This window comes from Paenibacillus sp. SER-28 (genome assembly GCF_052906305.1).
Map to the genome: position 1 here is coordinate 154,468 of NZ_JBRECM010000003.1, position 22,084 is coordinate 176,551.

Sequence of the window (22,084 nt, forward strand, 5' to 3'; positions counted from 1 at the left end):
TTCCTCAGGCATTTTAGATACAATTACACAATAGACGGAGTGACAACCTCAAATAGATTTTTGCGAGTATCCTCATCATTGATGATCTTTTTCCACGGGTCTTCCACCTGTTGTAGTGCAAATTCGATGCGTTCTACTAAAGCTTGTCGATGATCTGTATCCTGAACGACAGCCTTCTGAATCTCTTCCAGACCGATCCGTTCCACCCACTCCGACGTGCGCTCCAGGTATTGTCCTGTTTCCCGGTAGAGTTGCATTACGCTACCTACAATATCAATCAACTCGGCATCGGTTTTCACTTTACAGAGTGAATCAGCCAACCGTGCTTTAATACCGCCATTACCACCGATAAAGATCTCCCAGCCCCCATCGTTGCCTACGATCCCGATATCTTTGGTACATGATTCCGCACAGTTGCGTGGACACCCATTAACCGCTAATTTGAATTTTGCTGGGAAATCCAATCGTTCGAATTTCCGTTCCAGCACTTCTCCCATTCCCATCGAGTCCTGTGTACCAAACCGGCAAAATTGCGATCCAACACAGGTTTTAACTGTACGAAGCGACTTCGCGTACGCATATCCCGACGGCATATCGAGTTCTTCCCATACTTTAGGCAGATCCTCTTTACGGACACCGATCAAATCCAACCGCTGTCCTCCTGTTACTTTAACGACCTTAACGTTGTATTTAAGAGAAACATCTGCTATCTTCTTCAAATCTTCTGGAGTCGTTACACCGCCGTACATTCTAGGAACAACTGTAAACGTTCCATCCTTTTGAATGTTTGCGTGCAATCGCTCATTTACAAAACGGGAATCTCCCTCATTTTCATAGGTATCCGGGTTAATCATTCCCAAATAGTAATTCAGCGCCGGGCGGCATTTGGAGCATCCTTCATCATTATGCCAACCCAGTACATTCATAACTTCACGCGTTGTTGTCAGCCCTTTGGTTTTGATCGCTTCCACAATCTCGTCCCGACTCAATGATGTGCAACCACATATTCCTTGCTTGGCTGACGTCTTGAAGCTGTCTCCAAGAACATATTGTAAAATTTGCTCAACGACAGGCTTACATCCTCCACAGGAACGCGTTGCTCCGGTGCATGCCTTAATTTCATCGACTGTGGTCAGTCCATTATCATTAATTGCATCCACAATCGCCTTTTTAGTCACACCGTTACAGCCGCAGACAATTTCATCATCCGCCATCGTTTCAGCGGATAATGTTTTCGCCCCGTGATTGCTACATCCAGTACCCATGATCTGTCCATATATCTCATCTGTCATCTGCGTTTGCTGACGCACATATTTTTGAAGACTAGCAGATTCACTCACATCGCCAAACAGTACAGTTCCAACAATCTTATTTTCACGAAGCAGCACTTTTTTGTATGTGCGCTTCCACTCATCCTTTGCAACAATCACCGTATGTTCAGGCTGGGTTATGAATTCGCCAGCTGAGAAAACGTCCACCCCTGAAATTTTGAGCTTGGTGGAAACTACCGATCCCATATAACCTTCAGTATCCACACCTGCCAAATGTTTGGCAATGACACTTCCCTGCTCAAACAGCGGAGCTACCAGACCATAACAGATTCCGCGATGTTCAACACATTCCCCTACGGCGTATACATCCGGTACGGAGGTTCTCATCAAATCATCGACTACGATACCACGGTTCGTTTCCATACCACTTTGCACAGCCACCTGAATATTAGGCTTGATCCCGACGGCCATAACGACCAAATCCGCTTCTAGCTCGCTTCCGTCTGAAAACCGCAGCCCTTGTACCCGATCTTGACCGTACACCTCCGCAGTTTGCATTTGCATAGCAAACTTGATTCCCTGGCGTTCTAGTTCTGCTTTCAGCATCGCAGAGGCTTCCCGGTCCAGCTGGCGTTCCATCAAATCCTCCATTAAATGAACGACCGTAACATCCATTCCCAGGTTGACCAAGCCTTTAGCTGCTTCCAGCCCTAACAGACCTCCACCAATGACAGCTGCCTTTTTAAAGGTCTTCGCTGCCTCAAGCATTGCCGAGCAATCGGCGATATCTCGGAAACCGATGACACCCGGTAATTCTTTACCCGGAATAGGTAGAATAAATGATTGTGAGCCAGTAGCTACCAAAGCTACATCGTAATCAATTTCCAGTCCGTCTTCGGTGTGAATCTTCTTGTTCTCACCGTCGATGCTTTTCACCATTTTTCCTGTATACAAAGTAATCCCTTGATCCGCATACCATTGCAAATCGTTCAGTATGATATCATCAATCGTTTTACTGCCTTCCAACACATAAGAGAGCATGATCCTGTTATAGTTCGGATGCGGCTCATTTCCCAGGACCGTAATTTCATACTTATCTGTTAATTTTAAAATTTGTTCGACCGTATTGATACCAGCCATCCCGTTCCCTATAACCACAAGTTTCTGTTTACTGTTTATCATATACCGGTTCCTCCATTCATTCGACGATACTCCCTATCCGACGACATCTCCTACGTTCCTATGAATATTGCTTATGCTTCTATTCTAATACAGCAGACAGAGCTATATGTGATTACAGTCACAATATAGTTCAAATTAAGAATGTTTAGGGATTTCCCTATTCTATTTCAAGGGATAAAGGTAAGAGCCCGAAATCAAATTTCACAATATTAAATACATCACTTGCCCAATTCATCGAACGAATCTTTCCATTTCATGTGTAATTACAACCTTTATAAGGAATACTTTAGGAACAACTTGTATCTTAAGGAAACATGAATTGAATCGTATGGAGGTGATCATCATGTGGTCTAAAATTATTTCTTATATTCCAAGCTGGAGTACACTCTTTCAAGCAGGCCTCGCGTTGGTTATTCCTTTAGGAATTTATTATATAAACACATCGATTTATTCGTTTGTCGGCAGTAAGGGGGCAAAATCCAAACATTCTTCTGATCGTCCGCTTTCCGACGAACATAACGAAGGCGATGCTGATCAACAGCATGAACCAAGCTCCAAAATTACAGGGAATTATGATTCCGACTTAAAGTCGATCCGAGAGGCTATAGGCGAAAATAGTGATGTGCATTTTCGTGAGTTTGTAGTAAAGAAATATCATGCTCGGTCCGTGTTAGTCTTCATAGAAGGTATGCAGGATGAAAAGCTTATGAGCAAGCAGGTATTGGAGGTCTTGATGTTCGAGGGCCAGCAAGACCCACAGCGCCCACAGGAACAGCAGGAAAGTATAAGTAACTCCTTTATAAAAGAAAACTTGATGCCACTTACGCAAATTAGTGAAGTTGCTGATATGGAGGACCTGCAGGAGTCTATACTTTTAGGCCATACTGCTTTATTAATTGAAGGAATGAAGGGAGCACTGCTGGTGGGCTCGCCCAATGGCGCCATTCGCTCCGTCAATGAACCAACCTCTGAAGCATTACTTCGGGGTCCCCGCATTGGTTTTACGGAGGTATTAAGTGAAAATACTTCGATGCTTCGACGCCAAGGCTTAAACAAAAGTCTGGAAATGAAAAAATTTCAAGTGGGAAGCCGAATCAAAAAAGACCTGGTTGTCGCGTATATAAAGGATATTGTGAATCCAGATCTCCTCGAAGAAGTAACCCGCAGAATTTCAAAGATAGATATGGATTTTTTGGCTGAATCCGGTTATGTGGAACAACTTATTGAAGACAATTATTTAAGTCCGTTCCAGCAGGCTCACAACACAGAGCGTCCCGACCGTGTCATTAATGCTTTGTTGGAAGGAAGAATAGCTATTTTGCTGGATGGGACTCCCTTTGCACTTATTGTTCCGGTGACCTTCAGTATGCTGCTTCAATCACCTGAAGACTATTATGAGCGCTGGATTCCAGGTTCACTTTTACGTCTTCTGCGATTTTTTGGAGCTTTCATAGCGCTGATGGGTCCTGCTTTGTATATCTCTTTTATATCGTTTCATCCCGGTTTGATTCCGACCAAGCTGGTCATTAGCATCATTCAGACTCGTCAAGGCGTCCCTTTTCCATCCGTCATTGAAGTTATGATTCTGGAAATTTCGATCGAAATCCTGCGGGAAGCCGGCATTCGCTTGCCCAAACCCATTGGTCCTGCGATGGGCATTGTGGGAGGCTTGGTTATCGGCGACGCTGCTGTCAATGCGGGTATTGTTAGCCCCTTCCTGGTGATTGTGGTTGCGGTTACTGCCATTTCTTCGTTTTCGATACCGACATACAGTGCGGGCATTACCTTGCGTCTTTTGCGTTTCGTCGGCATGTTCTTTGCGGCAATCCTGGGTATGCTCGGAACCATATTGTTCTTTCTGTTAATTTGTATCCATCTGACGAAGTTGAAAAGCTTTGGTGTACCGTATGTAACTCCCTTTTCCCCCATGCGACCAAGCGATTGGAAGGATGTGTACATCCGGGCTCCTATATCTCTGATGAAACGAAGACCTGTTATGATGAAAACGCAGCAACGCAAGCGTAGACCATGACGCCAAGACGAAGGAGGAGCTATGGTGTTTAGACGCTCTGATGACAAGATTACAACTAAGCAGGCGGCTGTATTTCTGACCAACACCGTATTGGGCGCAGGGATTTTGACACTGCCGAGAGGTGTAACTGAAAAGGTACAGACTCCTGATGCATGGCTTTCTGTCCTTCTCGGTGGATGTATTGTCATATTCGTCGTCTGGCTCATGGTGAAATTAAGTCAACAGTTTCCTGAAAACACCATATATCAATACTCCAGAAGAATTGTAGGCACTATTCCGGGAGGATTCTTAAGCGTGCTATTAATTATATACTTTATAATCATCGCCGGCTTTGAAATCCGTGTGTTAGCTGAAGTTACGATTTTTTTTCTACTCGAAGGCACACCCATCTGGGCGATTGTGATTCCATTTATCTGGGTAGGGAGTTATTTGGTTTTTGGAGGCATTAATCCTATCGCGCGACTGTACCAGATTGTACTTCCTATCAGCCTCTTCTTTCTGCTTTTCTGTTTTCTCTTTAGCTTAAGGATTTTTGAGATTGATCATCTTCGCCCTGTACTGAGTGAGGGGATTTTACCTGTCATCAAGGGGCTGAAATCAACTATCCTTGTTTTCAGTGGATGTGAAGTCGTCATGACACTGGTCGCTTTTATGCAGCACCCTGAGAAAGCATTTAAGGCCATGGTAGTGGGGATCAGTATCCCTTTAATTTTGTACTTTTTGACCGTAGTTATGGTGATCGGCGGGCTATCGGTAGATTCCACTGTGACAAGTACTTGGCCTACCATCAATTTGATGCGCAGTTTTGAAATCCCCGGATTTCTTTTTGAACGGCTTGAGTTTCCACTGCTAGTGATCTGGATGATGCAAATGTTTTGTAATTCCTGCAGTTTTTTCTTCAATGCATCCTTAGGTGTTTCACAGGTGTTTGGTTTTAAATATCGTTATGCGGTTTTCGGTTTAATCCCGATAATCTTTATCTCCACAATGACTCCTGTTCGTATGATGGAAGTGTTTAGCCTGGGCGATGCGATCGGATATATGGGAATCCTATTATTTATTTTGATTCCGGTTTTTCTCTCCATTGTGTTCATGATCAGGAAGAAGGGAATGAAGCAAAATGTGTAGACGACCTATCCTATCTGTACTGCTTGCCTTTATTCTTCTGGTGACTCAAGTCGGTTGTTGGAGCAGCAAAGAAGTAGAGGAACTTAGCATATATACAGGACTTTCTCTGGATCAGGGGGAGCTCACTCCATTGGAACAGGATCTGGAGAAGAAAGGCAGCCGTTACTTCAAGAAAAATAAAATTACGGCCAGCGTACAAATCGTCCCCAAAAAATCATCTGGAAGCCCAAACCAACAAGGCGGAGGAGGGGGACAAGAGCCAAACTATAACAACATAACTGGCACAGGAGATTCTTTGCTTGAAATCTTCCGCCAACTCTCTCTCCGTTTGGATCGCCCCGTTATTGGCCACCATCTAAAGGTCATGGTGGTTTCCACCGAACTGGCAAAACAACAGACGATGCAGCAATTAATGGATTTTGTGCTTCGTGATAATGATATTCGCCCGAGTTGTTTGGTCTTTTTAAGCAAGGGACGAGCAGCTAGTACTTTAGTTACCAAATATAAAGAAGAAGTCCCATCCATTCATATTCTGTATATGCTTCGTAACCATTTCAGAACCAGCAAGGTAATGAGGGGGGTCAATTTGTCTGAATTGGATGGGATGATGCATTCCAAAAAAAGCTATATATTACAAAACATCACTGAATCCGATGGGGAATTAGAATTTTCAGGGGCTGGCATTATTAAAGGAGATACCGGTCACTGGATAGGCAGTTTGGACCAACAAGACGTGGAGAGTATTGGATGGATTACAGGTGATGTTAAGGGTGGGGCTGTCAAAACGTATGACAAGCGGAATGAAGCCATAACTTACGAAATCAAATCGGTAAAAAGCAAAATAACAACCAAGGTGACCGAGGGCAACGATATCTCGTTCCACGTAAAAATTGAATCTAAAGGACGTCTAATCGAAAACTGGGATGATAAAGCGGACCCGACTGAGACACAAAACATGAAGGAGGCTGAGAAAGAGTTTGAAGAACAAGTAACTCGCAGGATTAAGTCTGTTATGCACAAATTACAGTCAGAATATAAAGTCGATGTTGCCGGTTTTGGTGATCATTTGCATATCGAGAAACCTCAGGTGTGGAAAAAGGTAAAGGATGATTGGGATTACAAATTCAGCAAAATACCCGTAACCTTCGATATAAAATTATCTATTACGGATTTAGGCTCATCTGCTGAATGAAAAAGTCGAATTGGCCTTATATAAAGGCCAATTCGACTTAAAATTCGCGGTTATCTACTTAACCTTCCAACGCTGCAACGGTCGTTCCTGAATTTCCAGAAGCGGCTACACGCTTAATTCAAATTGATTTTAAATACATCCCCTGCATTGCCACCCAAAACGATCAAGCCACCTTTGGGCAGTACAACCGAATTGTTATTGCTAGCAGTTGAAAATTGTACAACCGCTCCGTTTTCATCATAGACAGCGAACCCTCCGCTTGTTGGAAAATCAACGGTCATCGTTTTATTGGCTGAGTTTTTATCTATTTTATACCATGTGGCTTGGCCATTAGATGGTATGGTGTACACTGACTTTCCTCCCAAGATAGGTTTAACAGCATCTTCACTGATATAGGATTGTCCATCTATGGTTAAATACTCCGAACCATCCTTGGTATAAAAATTCAGATCAAATGCATCTCTTCCACTCATAACAGGAATCTCAACGGCATTTACTGCTTTATTCTCATCCACAATTTTAGTACCACTTGCGTATCCATCATGATCAAAGGATATTTTTTTCGTTATAAATGAGGGGGCCAGATAAAATATGGAGGATATCTTTTCATCCAAAGCATAATAATTTTTCCCGTTTCTGTTTTCCCATGCCTTTTTAACTGTGGGATTTACAGGATTGGCATCTAGCTTTTGATATTCATAAGTCACCATAACCATTTGACCTAATCCCGAAAAGTTTAAATATAGGTTAGCCTTAATATACGTTTTCCCGTTTTTTTGTTTGTCAAAGCTTATGGCTACACTGCCATCACTGCTTTTGAATTGTCCATTGCCTGTATACACATATTTTTGCGCCGGGACGAATCCATCCAAGAAAGCAGGTAAATCAAACTCACCGTTTTTAATCTCTACATTGATGGTTGTACCCACAGAACCGTATAATCCCGAATAAGAAAGTAAATCAGATGGCATTTCCACTTTTACAGGAGGCTCAAATGTTTTCTCCGGTATGATGTCTTTAATGATGCCCTTATCTTTTAAAACTTCCAATAAAATGTTAGAAGCAAAAATACTATCTAAGATGGAAGACCCTCCAGATGAAAGCACAGCCATAGAAATATGATGCTCTGGTATGGTGATCAAAGTAGAGTGATACAAAACAGTATCCCCACCCTTGGATAACGCAGTTATTCCGTAATCACTAAACGGTGCCAACTGAACCGCATCCCAACCAAGTCCATAATTAAAGCTGTTTGTCTCTTCAGGTACCCATATTCCATTTCGATATTCATGACTTTTCATGGACTTCGCCGATTGTGCAGACAGAATATCGGGTCTGTTCCCCGTTAATACTTCTGAAAACATAGCCACCTCTTCTGCGGTGGAGTATAAGCCCCCTGTCCCGATGACATTGGCATTTTCAACCGGTAAAGCTCCCTCAATCGCAGGAAAATAAGTTTTGGACAGCTTTTGTCTATCAAATTGATCGAGAGGTGTTTTGGTAGATTTCAAACCTAAAGGTGTACTAATATGCTTTGCCAGGAAATCGGTGTAACTTAGACCGCTCACCCGCTCAACCAATATTTCAAGCAATTGAAATCCATCATTGGTATATACGGAATATTCGCCAGGGTTTGATTTTAAAGTTTCTGATTGCAACCTTAGCAAGAGCTCATCATGATTTTCTGTATCATTGTCATTAAATAACATACTATTTTTATAGTGAGCACCGTAAAGACCTGACGAATGATTTAACAGCATACGGGGTGTAATTTGTTTGTATCTTTCATCAGACATTTTAAAGTCCTTAATGTATGTTGTTAGCGGCTGATCAATATCTACCTTATGGGCATCGACCAGCATCATCGTTGCAGCAGATACATACATTTTGCTTGTAGAGCCTATACCGAACATCGTATCTTTGGTGATCGGCTCGTTGGTTGCTTTATTCTTTACACCCACGCTATCCGATAATACAATGTTTCCTTGGTCCATAATGGCATACTGTACACCGCTAGCACCGTATTTGGATACCAGCTCCGAGGCTAGACTGCGAGCCTTTTCCTTGATGGGTTCAGCAGTGCCTTGAGCAAAAGTATTCGTCATCGGCAGTACAAAAAGCATAGCAGAAACGAACACAGCTATTATTTTCTTCATTCCATATTTCCTCCTCTTATAGCTTCACCAGGCTTTATTACTGACCTGATCATACAATGAACGAGGATTCTATATAAAAAAACACCCTTAAATGTAAAAAACAATCCCTAAACAACATAATGTCTAAGGAATGTCTTTATAAAATGGCAATAAAACCATATTATTGAATACTTTATTTTTCGTTTCAATGGTCATATTCCCACCATATTTGTCACATATTCTAGATATATTGGTTAAGCCAATGCCATGAACATCCGGATTTGATTTTTGACTATGCAAATGAGCCACTTCATTCTCCACATGATTAAGGATGTGAATGAAAAGCGCAGACTCATTGGAATGTATTTTAATAAGAATGTACCTGTCATCGGCAATCTTGATCTTTTTGGATGCTTCTATGGCATTATCCAGCATATTCCCTAGAACTACACATAAATCATAACGTTCAATATTTACTTTCTGTGAATATAAGTTAAGTTGGGTATCTATCTTTATGCCATTGGCTTGCCCAATATTAAGACTATTCGTGACAAGGGCATCTATAACCAGATTACCGGTATTAACCCTTTGATATGCTCCTTCGATTTTATTTAAGGTAACCTTAATATGTTCACTCGCCTCTGCCAATTCATTTCTCTTGATACATTCTTCAATATACAAAAACTGTTGGTGTGTATCATGAATGATTCTTTTTATATTTTTGAAGCTGTGAACCGTTTTTTCGTAGTTGGCATCTTGGTAGTCCATCTGATGTTGTAATTGAGCATTTTCATGCATTAATTGAAATTTTTCAATGACATTATCAAAAATATATATGATAAAAACATTTAAGGAAATAAAGCCAATAATAGAACCAAAATAATACATATTCTTTTCACTATAAACAGATAAAACATTGACCTGGTATAAACTTATGATGGGAACGATTAGAAATAAAATATAGTAACGATGCTGCAAAGGGAAGGTTCTGCGTTTGGCAAATAGCCGTATAATCTGAATGACAGCAAACATGATAATGCAGCTGAGTAACATAACCTTAGAGAATATCAAGTGATCTTGTCCACTCAAATGGCTGAAGTTGCTAATTTTAACGGAGCCTACAGCATATAAAATATAAAGAGATATAAAATTAACGATGGTTATCAATACAGCATAAAGAATAGAAAAAATGATCTTTGTCTTTATTTCCACTGTATACGATTGCGCTAAACTAAATATGACAAGTAATGCTAAAATCGAAGATACCGCAGGAGTCAAATAAACACTTAAATATAAGGAATCCAGCAACCCAAAAACAATGAAGTACACGAATCTGTTCGGCTTTCGATTGGACTTATCAAAAACCGAGTTAAAGTAAAAATTCACTTGAAAGCACATAACAAGGACAACGCAAAGATTAAGAAGCATGGAATTATATTCCATCATATTAATGCATCTTCATGATCATAAATTTGGTATATAGATCTTTAACTTCTTTTATTTTAGAACGCCCAATAGGTAACTTCACATCATTTGACATCAAAACATCACCGCCAGCAAATTTTTTCACATGAATTAAGTTTATAATAATCGAACGATGAATTTGTAGAAAATTATGTTCTTTTAATGCTGAAGCATAGTCCGAAAGAATCCCTTTGCTATCATAGGTTTGAGTAGAGGTTACAAAATGCAGTTTGTTTTTTATGGTTAAGCTTTTGACCACTTCAATACTAATGATATCATCATATTTTAAAAGCACTTCCTCATAAGCTGACTTGATGATAACGAATTTTTTATCGAGAGATTGAAAATATTGACACAGCTTTATCATTTTTTCCTCAAAGATATGGGGAGCAATCGGTTTTATTAAATACTGAAATGTGACTACGTCAAAACTTTCCACCATATATTCAGGGTAGCTCGTTAAAAAAACAATCTGTTCATCCAGGTGATTTAAACTCCTTATTTTTTGGGCGGTTTGAATTCCGTTCATGCCATTCATTTCAACATCCAATATTAAGATATGGAATGGAGACTCATGGTTTTGATAATGAGATACCAGCTGTTCTCCGGAGTCGAATAATTCAACTTTAAATTCTATACTGGTCTTTATCGACAAAGTAATCAGCATATTTTTAACAAGTTCTCTCTGCTTGTGCTCATCATCGCAGATAGCCACTCTATACATAAATAACATACACCTCGTTCCCATTGCATTGATCATGGAATTGTATTCTAAACAGTATATAACCTTTTAATATCCAATAAACAGCTTTTGGATAAAACGCAAATTCAAATCCCTCAAATGCCAGTATACAAGCTGCTTAGCAGTTGCATCCAAGGTAAAAAAGAAACCCTCGTCTTAAAAGACGGGGTTTCTTAACTATTTTATGATCGTTATTTTAAAAAATCTGCTTTCTTGTCTTCACCGTGGGAACGTCTGGCAAAGTCGATAAATTGGAATTTGTCTAGCCGATGCCTTGACTCGGTATACTGGAACAACGTGGTGTCCTCCAGATAAACATAGTTACGCACTACGACCACATGAGTGTAGTTCTGAAGGTCCATCAGCCTATGATCTTCTTCGTCTGCATTTTCTACAGAAACCACTTTTTTGGCATAACTAATTTGAAGATGGAGCTCTCCCTCCAAATATTCGTAGATGGACCCACGACTAATTTCCTCGGTAAGCACAGGTACAATGTCTGATCGAAAGTAATCTTTATCCAGTATGACGCATTCACCTTCAATCTCACGCGCACGAATAACTTTCCAGACCAAATACTTGTCTTTGTCAATCTCAAGATGATTGGCTATGTCATCTGGAACTGGAATTAGCTGATTTTCATGTACAATGGTTCGTGATGTACGCCCAATTCGTTCAGACATTTCCTTGAAACTGACCAGTCCTCCTATAGGAAAATCCATCCGTCCAATATCCAGAACAAAAGATCCTTTAGCTTTTATTTTATGGATATACCCATTTTGTGCAAGCAAGTGAAGTGCTTTACGTACGGTTTCACGAGAAGTGTTATACTCTCGGGCCAGTTCATTTTCAGATGGCATTTTCGTGCCTGGAGCCAATTCGCCTGTCTGGATCTGTCCCGAGTACTCCTGATAAATTTGCAAAAATATATTCTTTGTCAATTTTCATCACCACGTTCATTGTAGCATTCTTTCACTTCCCTGTTCACTATAATAGACTGTGCGAATTGAATCTGAATTAATTCCTATGACCTGATGAAGAATTCAAATGAATTCTCATTAAGGTATACTGCAAATCGTCTGCCTCACCTGGCAGTTCCTCAACCGATTCAATCATACTCTGACCATCCGGGACAATGACTGGTGTAATGACGGGATATCCGGATTTCTGAATCAGATCACGGTCAAATTCCATCAATAGTTGTCCTTGCTCCACGGTTTGATTGGTCTCCACATGCATGGTGAATCCCTCACCCTTCAGTGACACCGTATTGATCCCCACATGTACCAGAATCTGTACACCTGTCGAATGCTCCAAAATCAAGGCATGCTTGCTTTTCATCATGATATGAATAACTTTTCCCCTGAATGGGGCAAGAATCTTGCCATCCTTCGGTTCCACTGCAATACCTTGCCCCATCTGCCGTTCGGCAAAAGCCGGGTCAGGAACTTGTTCCAACGGTACAACACGTCCTCGTACGGGAGTCCTCACTTCAAGCACATCTATTGCGGTATTTTGCGGAAGCGAGTCTTTTTGTACGGAATCATTGGCTGGTGCAGCCTGACGGCGCTTAGTTAACAACTTGCCATACATTAAAGTTAAAGCAAATGGCACAATTAACACGATCGCCATCCCGATGAAGAATACACCCCAGTTGTTTGGGAAAATAGACAAGAAGCCTGGAATCCCGCCCACACCAATGGAAGAAGCCATCACATGATTTACGGTGAGCAGTATACCTGCAATACCGGAACCGATCATTGCGAATACAAACGGATATTTATATCGGATATTCACTCCGAATATGGCAGGCTCGGTTACACCCAGAAATGCAGACACTGAAGAGGTAAGAGCCAATCCTTTTCCCTTTTGCTCCTTCAATACCAGCATCATTGCCAGTGCTCCGGCACCCTGAGCGATATTGGACAGCGCCAGCATCGGCCAAAGGAATGTTCCACCCTGCGTACCAATTAATTGCACGTCCACGGCCAGGAAAGTATGGTGCATTCCCGTAATCACGAGCAAGGAGTACAAGCCTCCATAAATCAGGCCTCCCAGCGCAGGAGCCAAATCGAAAACGTATACAAGACCAGACGTAATAGCATTACCAATCATAAAAGTAACCGGACCGATCACTGTAAATGCCAGAAATCCCGTTATTAATAATGTAATCGGTGCTACAAGTAACAGTTTAAATGAATCTGCTATCTTCTTATTTAGGAATTTCTCAATGTGCGCGAGCACGTAAGCGGATACTAAAACGGGTAAAACCTGTCCTTGATAACCAATCTTGTTCACTTCCCACCCAAACAAATTCCAAACCGGGACGGTTCCTTTGGTAACAGCATCTGCATAACCGTATGCACTTAGCAGATCCGGATGAACCAGAATCAAACCCAGTACGATCCCGAGTAAAGGACTGCCGCCAAACCGGACAACAGCCGACCATCCAATTAAGGCAGGTAGAAATGTAAAGGCGGTGCTGGCAATGGTGTTAATGATAGCAGCAAAGTCGGTCCATTGAGGATAGACTTGAACCAGAGCCATACCTTCGAAGAAGATTCCCTTGCCAGTCAAAATATTATTTATTCCAAGCAATAAGCCTGCAGTCACGATTGCGGGCAAGATGGGGATAAAAATATCTGCCAGCGTCTTGATGGCACGCTGAATTGGATTTTGTTTTTTGCTTGCCGCATTTTTGACATCATCTTTAGAAGCCCGACTACCTCCTGTAATGGAGATCATTTCGTCATATACTTTATCCACCAGACCTGGGCCAATCACGACCTGATATTGTCCTTGTGAAGAAAATTGGCCTTTGACCAGATCATTTTGTTCAAGTGCATCTTTATCAACCAGCTTATCATCATAAAGGGCAAATCGCAGACGAGTTACGCAATGCGTAGAGGCCTCTATGTTGTCTTTGCCACCAACGGCTTTTATAATGTCTTCTACCTGTGATCTTTCAATCGCCATTTAGCCCACTCCCTTAACGTTTGCTCATTTTAAAGTAGCAACCCCGGTTATCAAAATAACGTGCCCGGGGTGCTACTAGATGTCTCCATACTATTCACTAAGTCTACGAACAATCCACATATATGAAGCATATGGGGTTAAAGAGATCACTTGTTTTAGCTCTGGGGCGTGCTGGGTATTACCAATTAAGAGCTCAGCCGCATCCAACGCTTGATTTATTAATCGTGAATAAAATGAATCCGGTATACGGAATTGCGCATCCTGTCCGCTAAAATTAGAGATGACGATCAAAGTCTCCTCTTCATTGCTGCGTTGATAGGCGTAGACCTGAGGATGAGCTTCGTCCAAGCGTTGATAATTCCCATCGGTAATGACTTGCACCGTCTTACGCAGATGAATTAGCTTACGATAATGGTGATAGATAGAGTTCGGGTCCTCTAACTGAGCCTGAACATTAATCTGTGGATATCGTTCATCTACTTTAATCCAAGGAGTGCCTGTAGTGAAGCCCGCATTGCGAGTGCCATCCCACTGCATCGGTGTTCTCGAATTATCACGAGACCGCTCTCGAATGATATTCAATGCTTCTTCTGCACTTTTGCCTTGCTCCTGTAAAATACGATACATATTCAGAGATTCAACATCCCGAAACTCTTCAATGTCTGCCCACTGCGGGTTGGCCATCCCAATTTCTTCACCTTGAAATATATAAGGTGTACCTTGAAGACCATGTAGCGTGGTTGCCAGCAGCTTGGCGCTTTCCGCATGGTATTGGCCATCATCCAAAAAGCGAGAGATTGCTCTTGGCTGATCATGATTATTAAAAAACAATGCACTCCAGCCGCCACCCTGTTGCATGCCCGTTTGCCAATCCGAGAATAGCTTTTTCAGCATTTCAAAATCATATGGCATGAGTTCCCACTTCTGTCCATTTGGGTAATCCACCTTCAAATGATGAAAATTAAAGGTCATGGACAATTCTTTTCTCTCTGGATTGGAATAACGGATGCAGTGCTCTAGGGAGGTAGAGGACATCTCACCCACAGTAACGCTATTCTGTTTCGCAAATACTTTCTCATGTAACTCATGAATGTATTCATGCACATGTGGACCGTCCGTATAATATTTACGTCCGTCGCCAGGAACCGTGCTCCCATCATCATTCGAGAATTGTTGATCTTTGGAGATCAAGTTAATGACATCGAGCCGGAAACCACTGACTCCCTTCTCAGCCCAAAATTCCAGCAGATTGACAACTTCCTGACGGACTTTGGGATTTTCCCAGTTTAGATCCGCCTGAGTTTTATCAAATAGTGTCAGGAAATATTGGCCTGTTGCCTCGTCATATTGCCAAGCAGGTCCACCAAATTTGGAAACCCAATTGTTTGGAGGTCCACCATCGGTTGCTGGATCACGCCAGATATAATAGTCTCTATACTCACTATCCTTAGAAAGCCGTGCCTCCTGAAACCAGGCATGTTCTGTGGAAGAATGGTTAACCACGATGTCGATCATTAAGTACATCCCACGTGCCCGGATTCCCTCGCTCAATTCTTCAAAATCCTGCATGGTTCCATAATCAGGATTAATCTGGCAATAATCAGCTACATCATACCCGTTATCACGTTGTGGTGAGACATATACGGGCTGCAACCAGACAATATCAACACCCAGTTTTTTCAAATAATCCAGCTTTTGCGTCAGTCCTCTTATATCACCGGTTCCTTTGCCCGTTGTATCGTTAAAACTTTTGGGATAAACCTGATAGACTACTGATTTACGCCACCAGTCTTTATCTTGAGGAATTAAAGTCTTGTTCATTGCTTCCATTCATGCTCATTCCTTTCTTACGAAATGAAGTAGCGTAAAAATAATATAACGCTTTCAACATCTTGTATATACAAGATTAAGTCATGTATATACAAGATGTCAACAGCTTTATCTATTAAGGTAATACCCGTTTTGCAGCTAAATGATCAGGAGACTCATCCATTCTGTTCGATTGTATGTTATGACTCGTAAAATAAGCTCAATTCACACGAAAAAAAGGCTCCTGACTTTAGTCAGGAACCCTTCTTTTCTATGATGAATAAGGTGCTCATTTACATCCATATCGATAGTGCACTATAAAGGAGCAATAAGGACATTATGATATTGAAGGAACGCTCATGCTTATTCAAGAAATGTTGAAACACAGCGCCAAAAATCGCCCAGCATACTACAGCTACAAAACCAATACAGGTCAGGAGTAATGAAATCGTAATAAGCTCTATATACGATACATCATAAGGCATTACAAACGTTGAAATGACCGTAATACCATACAAAATGATTTTTAAATTGATAAATTGCAGCAGCAGTCCTGATTTGAAGGAATATCCCTCATTGTGATCACTATCGTCCGTAGAGGATTTGCTCTTTGCAATTTTCACCGCCAGATAGAGCATATACAGACTGCCGAGGACATTCATCCAGATCTTAACCCGTGGCAAAAAATGATACAAAGCAAGATTAAAATAGCAGGCTAACAGCATAATAGCGAAACAGCCTGCTGTTACTCCCAGCAAGAATGGGAATGCTTTTTTCAAACCCAACCGTCTGGCACTGTCTAAAGACATAATATTGTTGGGACCTGGCGTAAAGCTGGTAACAAGTACATAAGAAAGGAACGGAATAAACGGCATGCAACAATCAACTCCCGTATGTTATAATTGAATGAAATGTACGTTTAAGCGCACATTTGTACTTTATGATTGTACAATATGTTCTTTATAAAGCACAATAGGAGCGAAGAATTATGGAGAATATTAATCTGATTTTAAGTAAAAATTTGAAGTATCTAAGAAATGAAAGAAAATTAAGTCTAGATAAATTAGCTGATCTGACGGGGATCAGTAAAACGATGCTCGGTCAGATTGAGCGGGGAGAATCTAATCCCTCGATTACAACCGTATGGAAAATTGCGAACGGCTTAAAAATCTCTTTCACTGCTCTGATTAATGAACCACCTGCAGATGCAGTAGTCGTTCCTAAAAGCAAAGTACAAGTGCTTGAAGAAAATAATCACTATCGGTTGTATCCGTTTTTCCCCTATGAAGGAAGTAGAAATTTTGAGGTTTACACCGTAGAGATTGAAGTAGGCGGAGAACTGAGTTCAGCGCCGCACCGTGAAGGTACTGAAGAGTTTATTACGGTATTTGAGGGTGAGATGGTGGTAAAAATCAGCGTAGAAATGTACACGGTTAAAGCTGGAGATTCGATCCGCTTTAAAGCAGACCGGCCACACATTTACTATAATCTAGGAGAAACACTGGTTCGGATGAATATGATTATTTATTACTCTGTATAGTCCTCCAAGAGATCCTAAGTGTTCAAGTCTTTAAATTAAATGATCCTATTAAAATAAGGAGCCCTTTTAATAGGATCATCGGTACAAAAATTAAATGATTTACTTGTATGCTGTTCTAGGAGATTTTAATTTGCTTAATTATTCGTGCCGGATTTCCAGCTACAACCACATGATCTGGAACATCCTTGGTTACTACTGCTCCTGATGCCACGACGACATTATTACCTATCGTAACACCGGGATTAATAACTGCTCTACCGCCAATCCATACATTGTTGCCAATCGTTACAGGTTTCCCATACTCTGGGCCAGCGATTCGCTCAAACGGATCTATGGGGTGAGTTGCTGTGTAAATATGAACTCCTGGAGCCAGGAAACAATTATCTCCAATACGCACTTCGCAAACATCCAAAATGGTACAGTCAAAGTTGGCGTAGAAATTTTCCCCAACATGGATATTGTATCCGTAGTCACAGCGTATATTGGGTTCCATGCCTATATTTTCACCAGTTGATCCGAAAAGCTCCTTAAGTAACTTTTCACGGTACTCACGATCCGTCTCTGCCGTCTGATTAAAAAGACGTACACATCTTCTCGCATACTCTCTTTCTTGCGTTAATTGAGGATCAGCAGCTACATACAGTTCCCCATCCATCATCTTTTGTTTTTCCGTTTTCATAGTCATGCGACAATCCCCTTTATATTTTAATCTGATTTCTTTTCTTTCACCCCAATAGGTTGGGCTGCACCGGATATCCAACCAGCAACAATAACGCCAACAAGCACTACAATCAAGGCATGCAGAAGTCCAACATGTTCACCTAAAAACCCTAATCCTGGGGGACCTACTAAAAAGGCAATGTAACCGATCGTGGCTACGGCTCCAACCCGGATAGCTGCACCACGAGGGTCATCTCCGGCAGCAGATAAGCCCACAGGAAAACCAAGTGAGGCTCCAAGCCCCCATAATACGACGCCCAATCCGGCTATGAGGTAATGCTGTCCCCAGATCACTAGAATGATACCGATAGCAGCCAGGACAGCACTTCCTTTCAATACAGGGACACGGCCGTATTTATCCAGTATGAATCCTCCGATAAAACGTCCAATGGTCATCGCTGCCACAAATAGTCCATACATATAGGAACCTGTTAAAGAATCCACGCCATAGCCATCCACCATCGTTAGCGGTAGCCAGTCATTCGCAGACCCTTCTGCAAACGCCATACCTAACACGATGATACCGATCAATAAAATTCGTCTTTCTTTCCATACAGCAAGCTGCGCCTTGAGATTAGATCCAACCTTTTGAGTAGGAACTTCTTTCTCTATACCTGTATCGTGAGGCAGAAAACGATAAAAATAGAAAGTTACCACTGCAATCATGGCAGCCATAGCTCCAAAATGGACCACAACAGGTATGTGTAGTGCCGCTGCTCCAGAACCGATGACTGCACCTACAAGTGTCCCCATACTAAATGAACCGTGAAAAGCCGGCAAAAGCGTTTTTTGCAATTGATTTTCTACCGCGGAACCTTCGACATTCAGAGCTACTTCTGCTGTCCCATAACCACCTCCAAAGATGACTAAACCAGCAAACACGATGCTCGTGAGCGAAAATTCAGTTCCCAACCCTACAATGACAAAACCGCTTACAATCAAAATCGCACTTCCCAGAATGACCGCCCGTCCACCTATACGAGAAATAATGTTGCCTGCACTGAGTAGTCCCACTAAAGAACCTGCAGCTAATCCAAAAATAATAATTCCCATTTCGGCAGTCGAGACATGTAAAATATCCCGTATAATAGGCGTTCGAGACACCCAGGAAGCAAAAGCTACACCTGGTAAAGCGAATAATAAGAACAAAATATTACGAATTACCCGAGGATTCATGGATGGTTCTACTGGCATTTACTTATCTCCTTATCACCACTTTTTATTAATCTTTTAATAAGTTATATTATAATTAGTCATTTTATTCGTATCCAAACTATTTGTCAAAAGAGAATTATAGTCATAGATCGTTATTGACCGTCAGTTGTAAACATATAAAAAGGCCTGAGCAGGTAAAGCATGAGCACTCATCACCTATTCAGACCTTTTAATTAAACTATACGAGCTTTATACTGAATCAACCTTGAATTATCATTTGCGTTCTTGTTCTATTTTCAGTCTGGTTTCTCCCAGCAACCCTCCATCTGCTGACGCTTGAAGCAACAACTCACCAGCCACATAACCGGACTGTACAACAACGAAACACCTTCCTCTGTGTGTTCGTCTCTCATTCCCCTTGAAGGATTCATCGCTGGTGAGATCACCATTGTCTATTCCAAGGATACGACCATCACCCTGTAGTTTAAAGGTTACATCAAAATTCTGGTTAGGTACAATGATCCCGTTTTGGTCTATGACGGTTACTTCTACATGAGATATCTCATGCCCATCAGCAGGTAGGATTACCCGATCAGCCTCCAACTTTAGAGCATAAGGAAGTCCGGCAGTGGTTAATTCATGCTCACAAACCTTATTGTTTCCATTACGACCCACAGCCCGGATTTCGCCCGGTGTATAGGGAAGCTCCCATACGATCAAATAATTAGAATAATCCACTAACTTCCTCTCACCGTATGATTCATCATTCACGATCAATTCCACGCTCTCACAATTGGTGAAGGTAACCAACCGTATTAATTTTCCAGCGTATTCAGGAAATGTCCAGTGATCTTCCATGGCCGGAGATCTCCAGTGCATCGTCCATGTCGGATTAAATTCCGATTTCATATGTTCGTTAAATACGGCTATGTGCACAACAGGCTGATTAGACCATAAACTTTGTTGGAGATAAGATACTGGTTTGCGGAATCCGCAAGTATCAATCAGGCCCGAAGACCACCCTTTGGAGGGATAGCTCGTTTCTCCCAAATAGTCAATTCCACTCCAAACAAATTGACCGATCACATAATCATGATTAGCGACATCAAACCAGGGATTCATAGGCAAATAACCTTTAACCCGGTTATCCTTACCCCGATAGTATGGGAATGTTTCTGTTCCCAGGATTAGCGTATCCGGCATGGCCGCCCTATAGTGCTCATACCACTGCTCCTGATAGTTTAACCCTAGAACATCCACTCGTTGTGCCAGCTGTTTGGTATGCTCCACTTTGGCCTCAATTGAACCCTCACGCAAGCTGATCGGTGTATTATGCGGCTCAAGCGCACATGTAACTGGTCGAGTTGGGTCTTTTTCATGGCAGAAACCTACGAGCTGCTCCAACATTTTGAGCATGGATGGCTGACCTTGATTCTCCACTTCATTCCCAACGCTCCACATGAAAACACTGGGATGGTTCCTGTCCCTGAGCAACATTGCTTCCAGATCTTTTTCCCACCACTCATCATATAAATGCTCATAGAAAAGAGATTTCCATTTGTCAAAAGCCTCATCAACCACCAAGAACCCCATCTGATCACATAAATCTAATAATTCGGGCGCCATCGGGTTATGAGCAAAACGGATCGAGTTACAGCCCATTTCCTTCAGCTTTTGAAGCCTTCTTTTCATGGCTGTATCATGGTAAGCAGCCCATTTCCTTCAGCTTTTGAAGCCTTCTTTTCATGGCTGTATCATGGTAAGCAGCCCCCAGACAGCCTAAATCATGGTGAATGCACACTCCCTTTAGCTTTAAGCTGTCCCCATTCAGAAACAAACCTTTTTGAGTGTCCAGCTTCACTTCTCTTATGCCAAAAGGGGTACAATAACGATCCACCTCTGTATTGTCACAATAAATTGTCGTTTGGGCTTCGTAGAGCACTGGGTTGTCCGGTGACCATAGTTCTGGTTCTAAAACTCGCGTTTTTTGCTCTATTTCCCCCGTTTCACAACTCGAAAGAGTGACTCGGTTTTCAACTTTTCCTTTGATCTGTCCCTGTGGGTCCAGCATTTCAGTCATAATCGTACACTCTACGGCATGCGCGTGATGATTAGTGACCTGGATTCTGGCAGTCACCTTGGCTTCATCTGGCGAAATTTCAGGTGTGGTAATGTAAGTCCCCCATTCGGTTATATGAATATAATCCGTACAAATCAGCCAGACATTACGATAAATACCGGCCCCCGAATACCATCTGTCAGGTGAAAGAATCGTATTGTCCACTTTGACGGCAATCACATTCTCCTCATCCCACCGAATATATGGAGTCAAATCATATTGAAAGCTAACATATCCATAGGGCCGCTTGCCCACAAAATGTCCATTGATCCAAACCTCACTGTTACTGTGAATGCCATCAAATTGTATGTATACGCGCTGTTTTGGAGAGGAGGGCTTCACATTAAAGTGCTTTCTGTACCATCCGACAGACCATCTCGGCAAATAAGCTTGATTGCCACCATACAGCATATGTGGATCAAAGGACTTCTCAATGCTCCAATCATGAGGGACCTGAAGGAGTCGCCAATGCTCATCGTTGTAGTCCATTTTCTCAGCACCTGCGTAATTACCCTCTATAAACTTCCAGTCCGTTTTGAACGGCATAATCACTCTGCTTCCCATCATCTTGCCTCCATTTCATAAAGTGGATGAACGGATATAACAGCAGTGCTGGATG

16 protein-coding genes are annotated in these 22,084 nt (G+C 41.8%); 4 read left to right on the forward strand and 12 right to left on the reverse strand.

The window, feature by feature from the left end:
* Positions 1–23: 23 nt before the first annotated feature.
* On the reverse strand, positions 24–2,453 hold the full coding sequence (gene nirB / locus ACUYLD_RS10815) for a nitrite reductase large subunit NirB (protein WP_446674993.1): 2,430 nt from the start codon (positions 2,451–2,453) through the stop codon (positions 24–26).
* Positions 2,454–2,796: 343 nt separating this feature from the next.
* On the opposite strand from nirB, the gene ACUYLD_RS10820 reads away from it, so the two are divergent.
* Genes ACUYLD_RS10820 through ACUYLD_RS10830 form a run of 3 tightly spaced genes read left to right on the forward strand, consistent with a single transcriptional unit; the run spans position 2,797 to position 6,805 of the window.
* Positions 2,797–4,485, forward strand: coding sequence for a spore germination protein (locus ACUYLD_RS10820; RefSeq protein ID WP_446674994.1), 1,689 nt, complete (start codon positions 2,797–2,799; stop codon positions 4,483–4,485).
* 24 nt (positions 4,486–4,509) lie between these two features.
* Positions 4,510–5,613 carry a GerAB/ArcD/ProY family transporter gene (locus ACUYLD_RS10825; protein ID WP_446675183.1) on the forward strand — a complete coding sequence of 368 codons (1,104 nt, stop codon included), beginning with the start codon at positions 4,510–4,512 and terminating at the stop codon, positions 5,611–5,613.
* Positions 5,606–6,805, forward strand: a complete 1,200-nt coding sequence (locus ACUYLD_RS10830) for a Ger(x)C family spore germination protein (protein WP_446674995.1) — start codon at positions 5,606–5,608, stop codon at positions 6,803–6,805. The genes ACUYLD_RS10825 and ACUYLD_RS10830 overlap by 8 nt, the downstream gene beginning before the upstream one ends.
* A 113-nt stretch (positions 6,806–6,918) precedes the next feature.
* On the opposite strand, the gene ACUYLD_RS10835 is transcribed toward ACUYLD_RS10830, so the two are convergent.
* The 7 genes from ACUYLD_RS10835 to ACUYLD_RS10865 form a co-directional block, all read right to left on the reverse strand.
* Entirely contained in the window at positions 6,919–8,961 is a 2,043-nt protein-coding gene (locus ACUYLD_RS10835; protein ID WP_069291033.1) for a serine hydrolase domain-containing protein, read from the reverse strand.
* Between the two features lie 123 nt (positions 8,962–9,084).
* The gene (locus tag ACUYLD_RS10840) at positions 9,085–10,386 is read right to left on the reverse strand and encodes a GHKL domain-containing protein (protein ID WP_446674996.1); all 1,302 of its coding nucleotides are present in this window, start codon (positions 10,384–10,386) and stop codon (positions 9,085–9,087) included.
* A gap of 1 nt (position 10,387) precedes the next feature.
* Positions 10,388–11,128: a LytR/AlgR family response regulator transcription factor gene (locus tag ACUYLD_RS10845; RefSeq protein ID WP_069291031.1), complete on the reverse strand. Its 741-nt coding sequence runs from the start codon at positions 11,126–11,128 to the stop codon at positions 10,388–10,390.
* A 209-nt stretch (positions 11,129–11,337) separates the two neighbouring features.
* Positions 11,338–12,087, reverse strand: a complete 750-nt coding sequence (treR, locus tag ACUYLD_RS10850) for a trehalose operon repressor (RefSeq protein ID WP_446674997.1) — start codon at positions 12,085–12,087, stop codon at positions 11,338–11,340.
* Between the two features lie 76 nt (positions 12,088–12,163).
* Positions 12,164–14,122: a PTS system trehalose-specific EIIBC component gene (gene treP / locus ACUYLD_RS10855; RefSeq protein WP_069291029.1), complete on the reverse strand. Its 1,959-nt coding sequence runs from the start codon at positions 14,120–14,122 to the stop codon at positions 12,164–12,166.
* A gap of 90 nt (positions 14,123–14,212) precedes the next feature.
* Positions 14,213–15,952, reverse strand: a complete 1,740-nt coding sequence (treC, locus tag ACUYLD_RS10860) for an alpha,alpha-phosphotrehalase (protein ID WP_446674998.1) — start codon at positions 15,950–15,952, stop codon at positions 14,213–14,215.
* A gap of 272 nt (positions 15,953–16,224) precedes the next feature.
* Positions 16,225–16,806 (reverse strand): LysE family transporter, encoded by a 582-nt coding sequence (locus ACUYLD_RS10865; protein ID WP_446674999.1) that lies wholly within the window; start codon positions 16,804–16,806, stop codon positions 16,225–16,227.
* A gap of 113 nt (positions 16,807–16,919) precedes the next feature.
* On the opposite strand from ACUYLD_RS10865, the gene ACUYLD_RS10870 reads away from it, so the two are divergent.
* Complete coding sequence (locus ACUYLD_RS10870) at positions 16,920–17,471, forward strand: helix-turn-helix domain-containing protein (RefSeq protein ID WP_446675000.1); 552 nt, start codon at positions 16,920–16,922, stop codon at positions 17,469–17,471.
* Positions 17,472–17,586: 115 nt separating this feature from the next.
* On the opposite strand, the gene ACUYLD_RS10875 is transcribed toward ACUYLD_RS10870, so the two are convergent.
* From ACUYLD_RS10875 to ACUYLD_RS10890, 4 genes are all read right to left on the reverse strand, one after another.
* Positions 17,587–18,156: a sugar O-acetyltransferase gene (locus tag ACUYLD_RS10875; protein WP_341162352.1), complete on the reverse strand. Its 570-nt coding sequence runs from the start codon at positions 18,154–18,156 to the stop codon at positions 17,587–17,589.
* A gap of 20 nt (positions 18,157–18,176) precedes the next feature.
* Positions 18,177–19,385: an MFS transporter gene (locus ACUYLD_RS10880; protein WP_446675001.1), complete on the reverse strand. Its 1,209-nt coding sequence runs from the start codon at positions 19,383–19,385 to the stop codon at positions 18,177–18,179.
* Between the two features lie 234 nt (positions 19,386–19,619).
* Entirely contained in the window at positions 19,620–21,038 is a 1,419-nt protein-coding gene (locus tag ACUYLD_RS10885; protein WP_446675002.1) for a glycoside hydrolase family 2 TIM barrel-domain containing protein, read from the reverse strand.
* A 7-nt stretch (positions 21,039–21,045) separates the two neighbouring features.
* A complete protein-coding gene (locus ACUYLD_RS10890) occupies positions 21,046–22,032 on the reverse strand; it encodes a sugar-binding domain-containing protein (RefSeq protein WP_446675003.1) in 987 nt (328 codons plus the stop codon).
* Between the last annotated feature and the right edge of the window lie 52 nt (positions 22,033–22,084).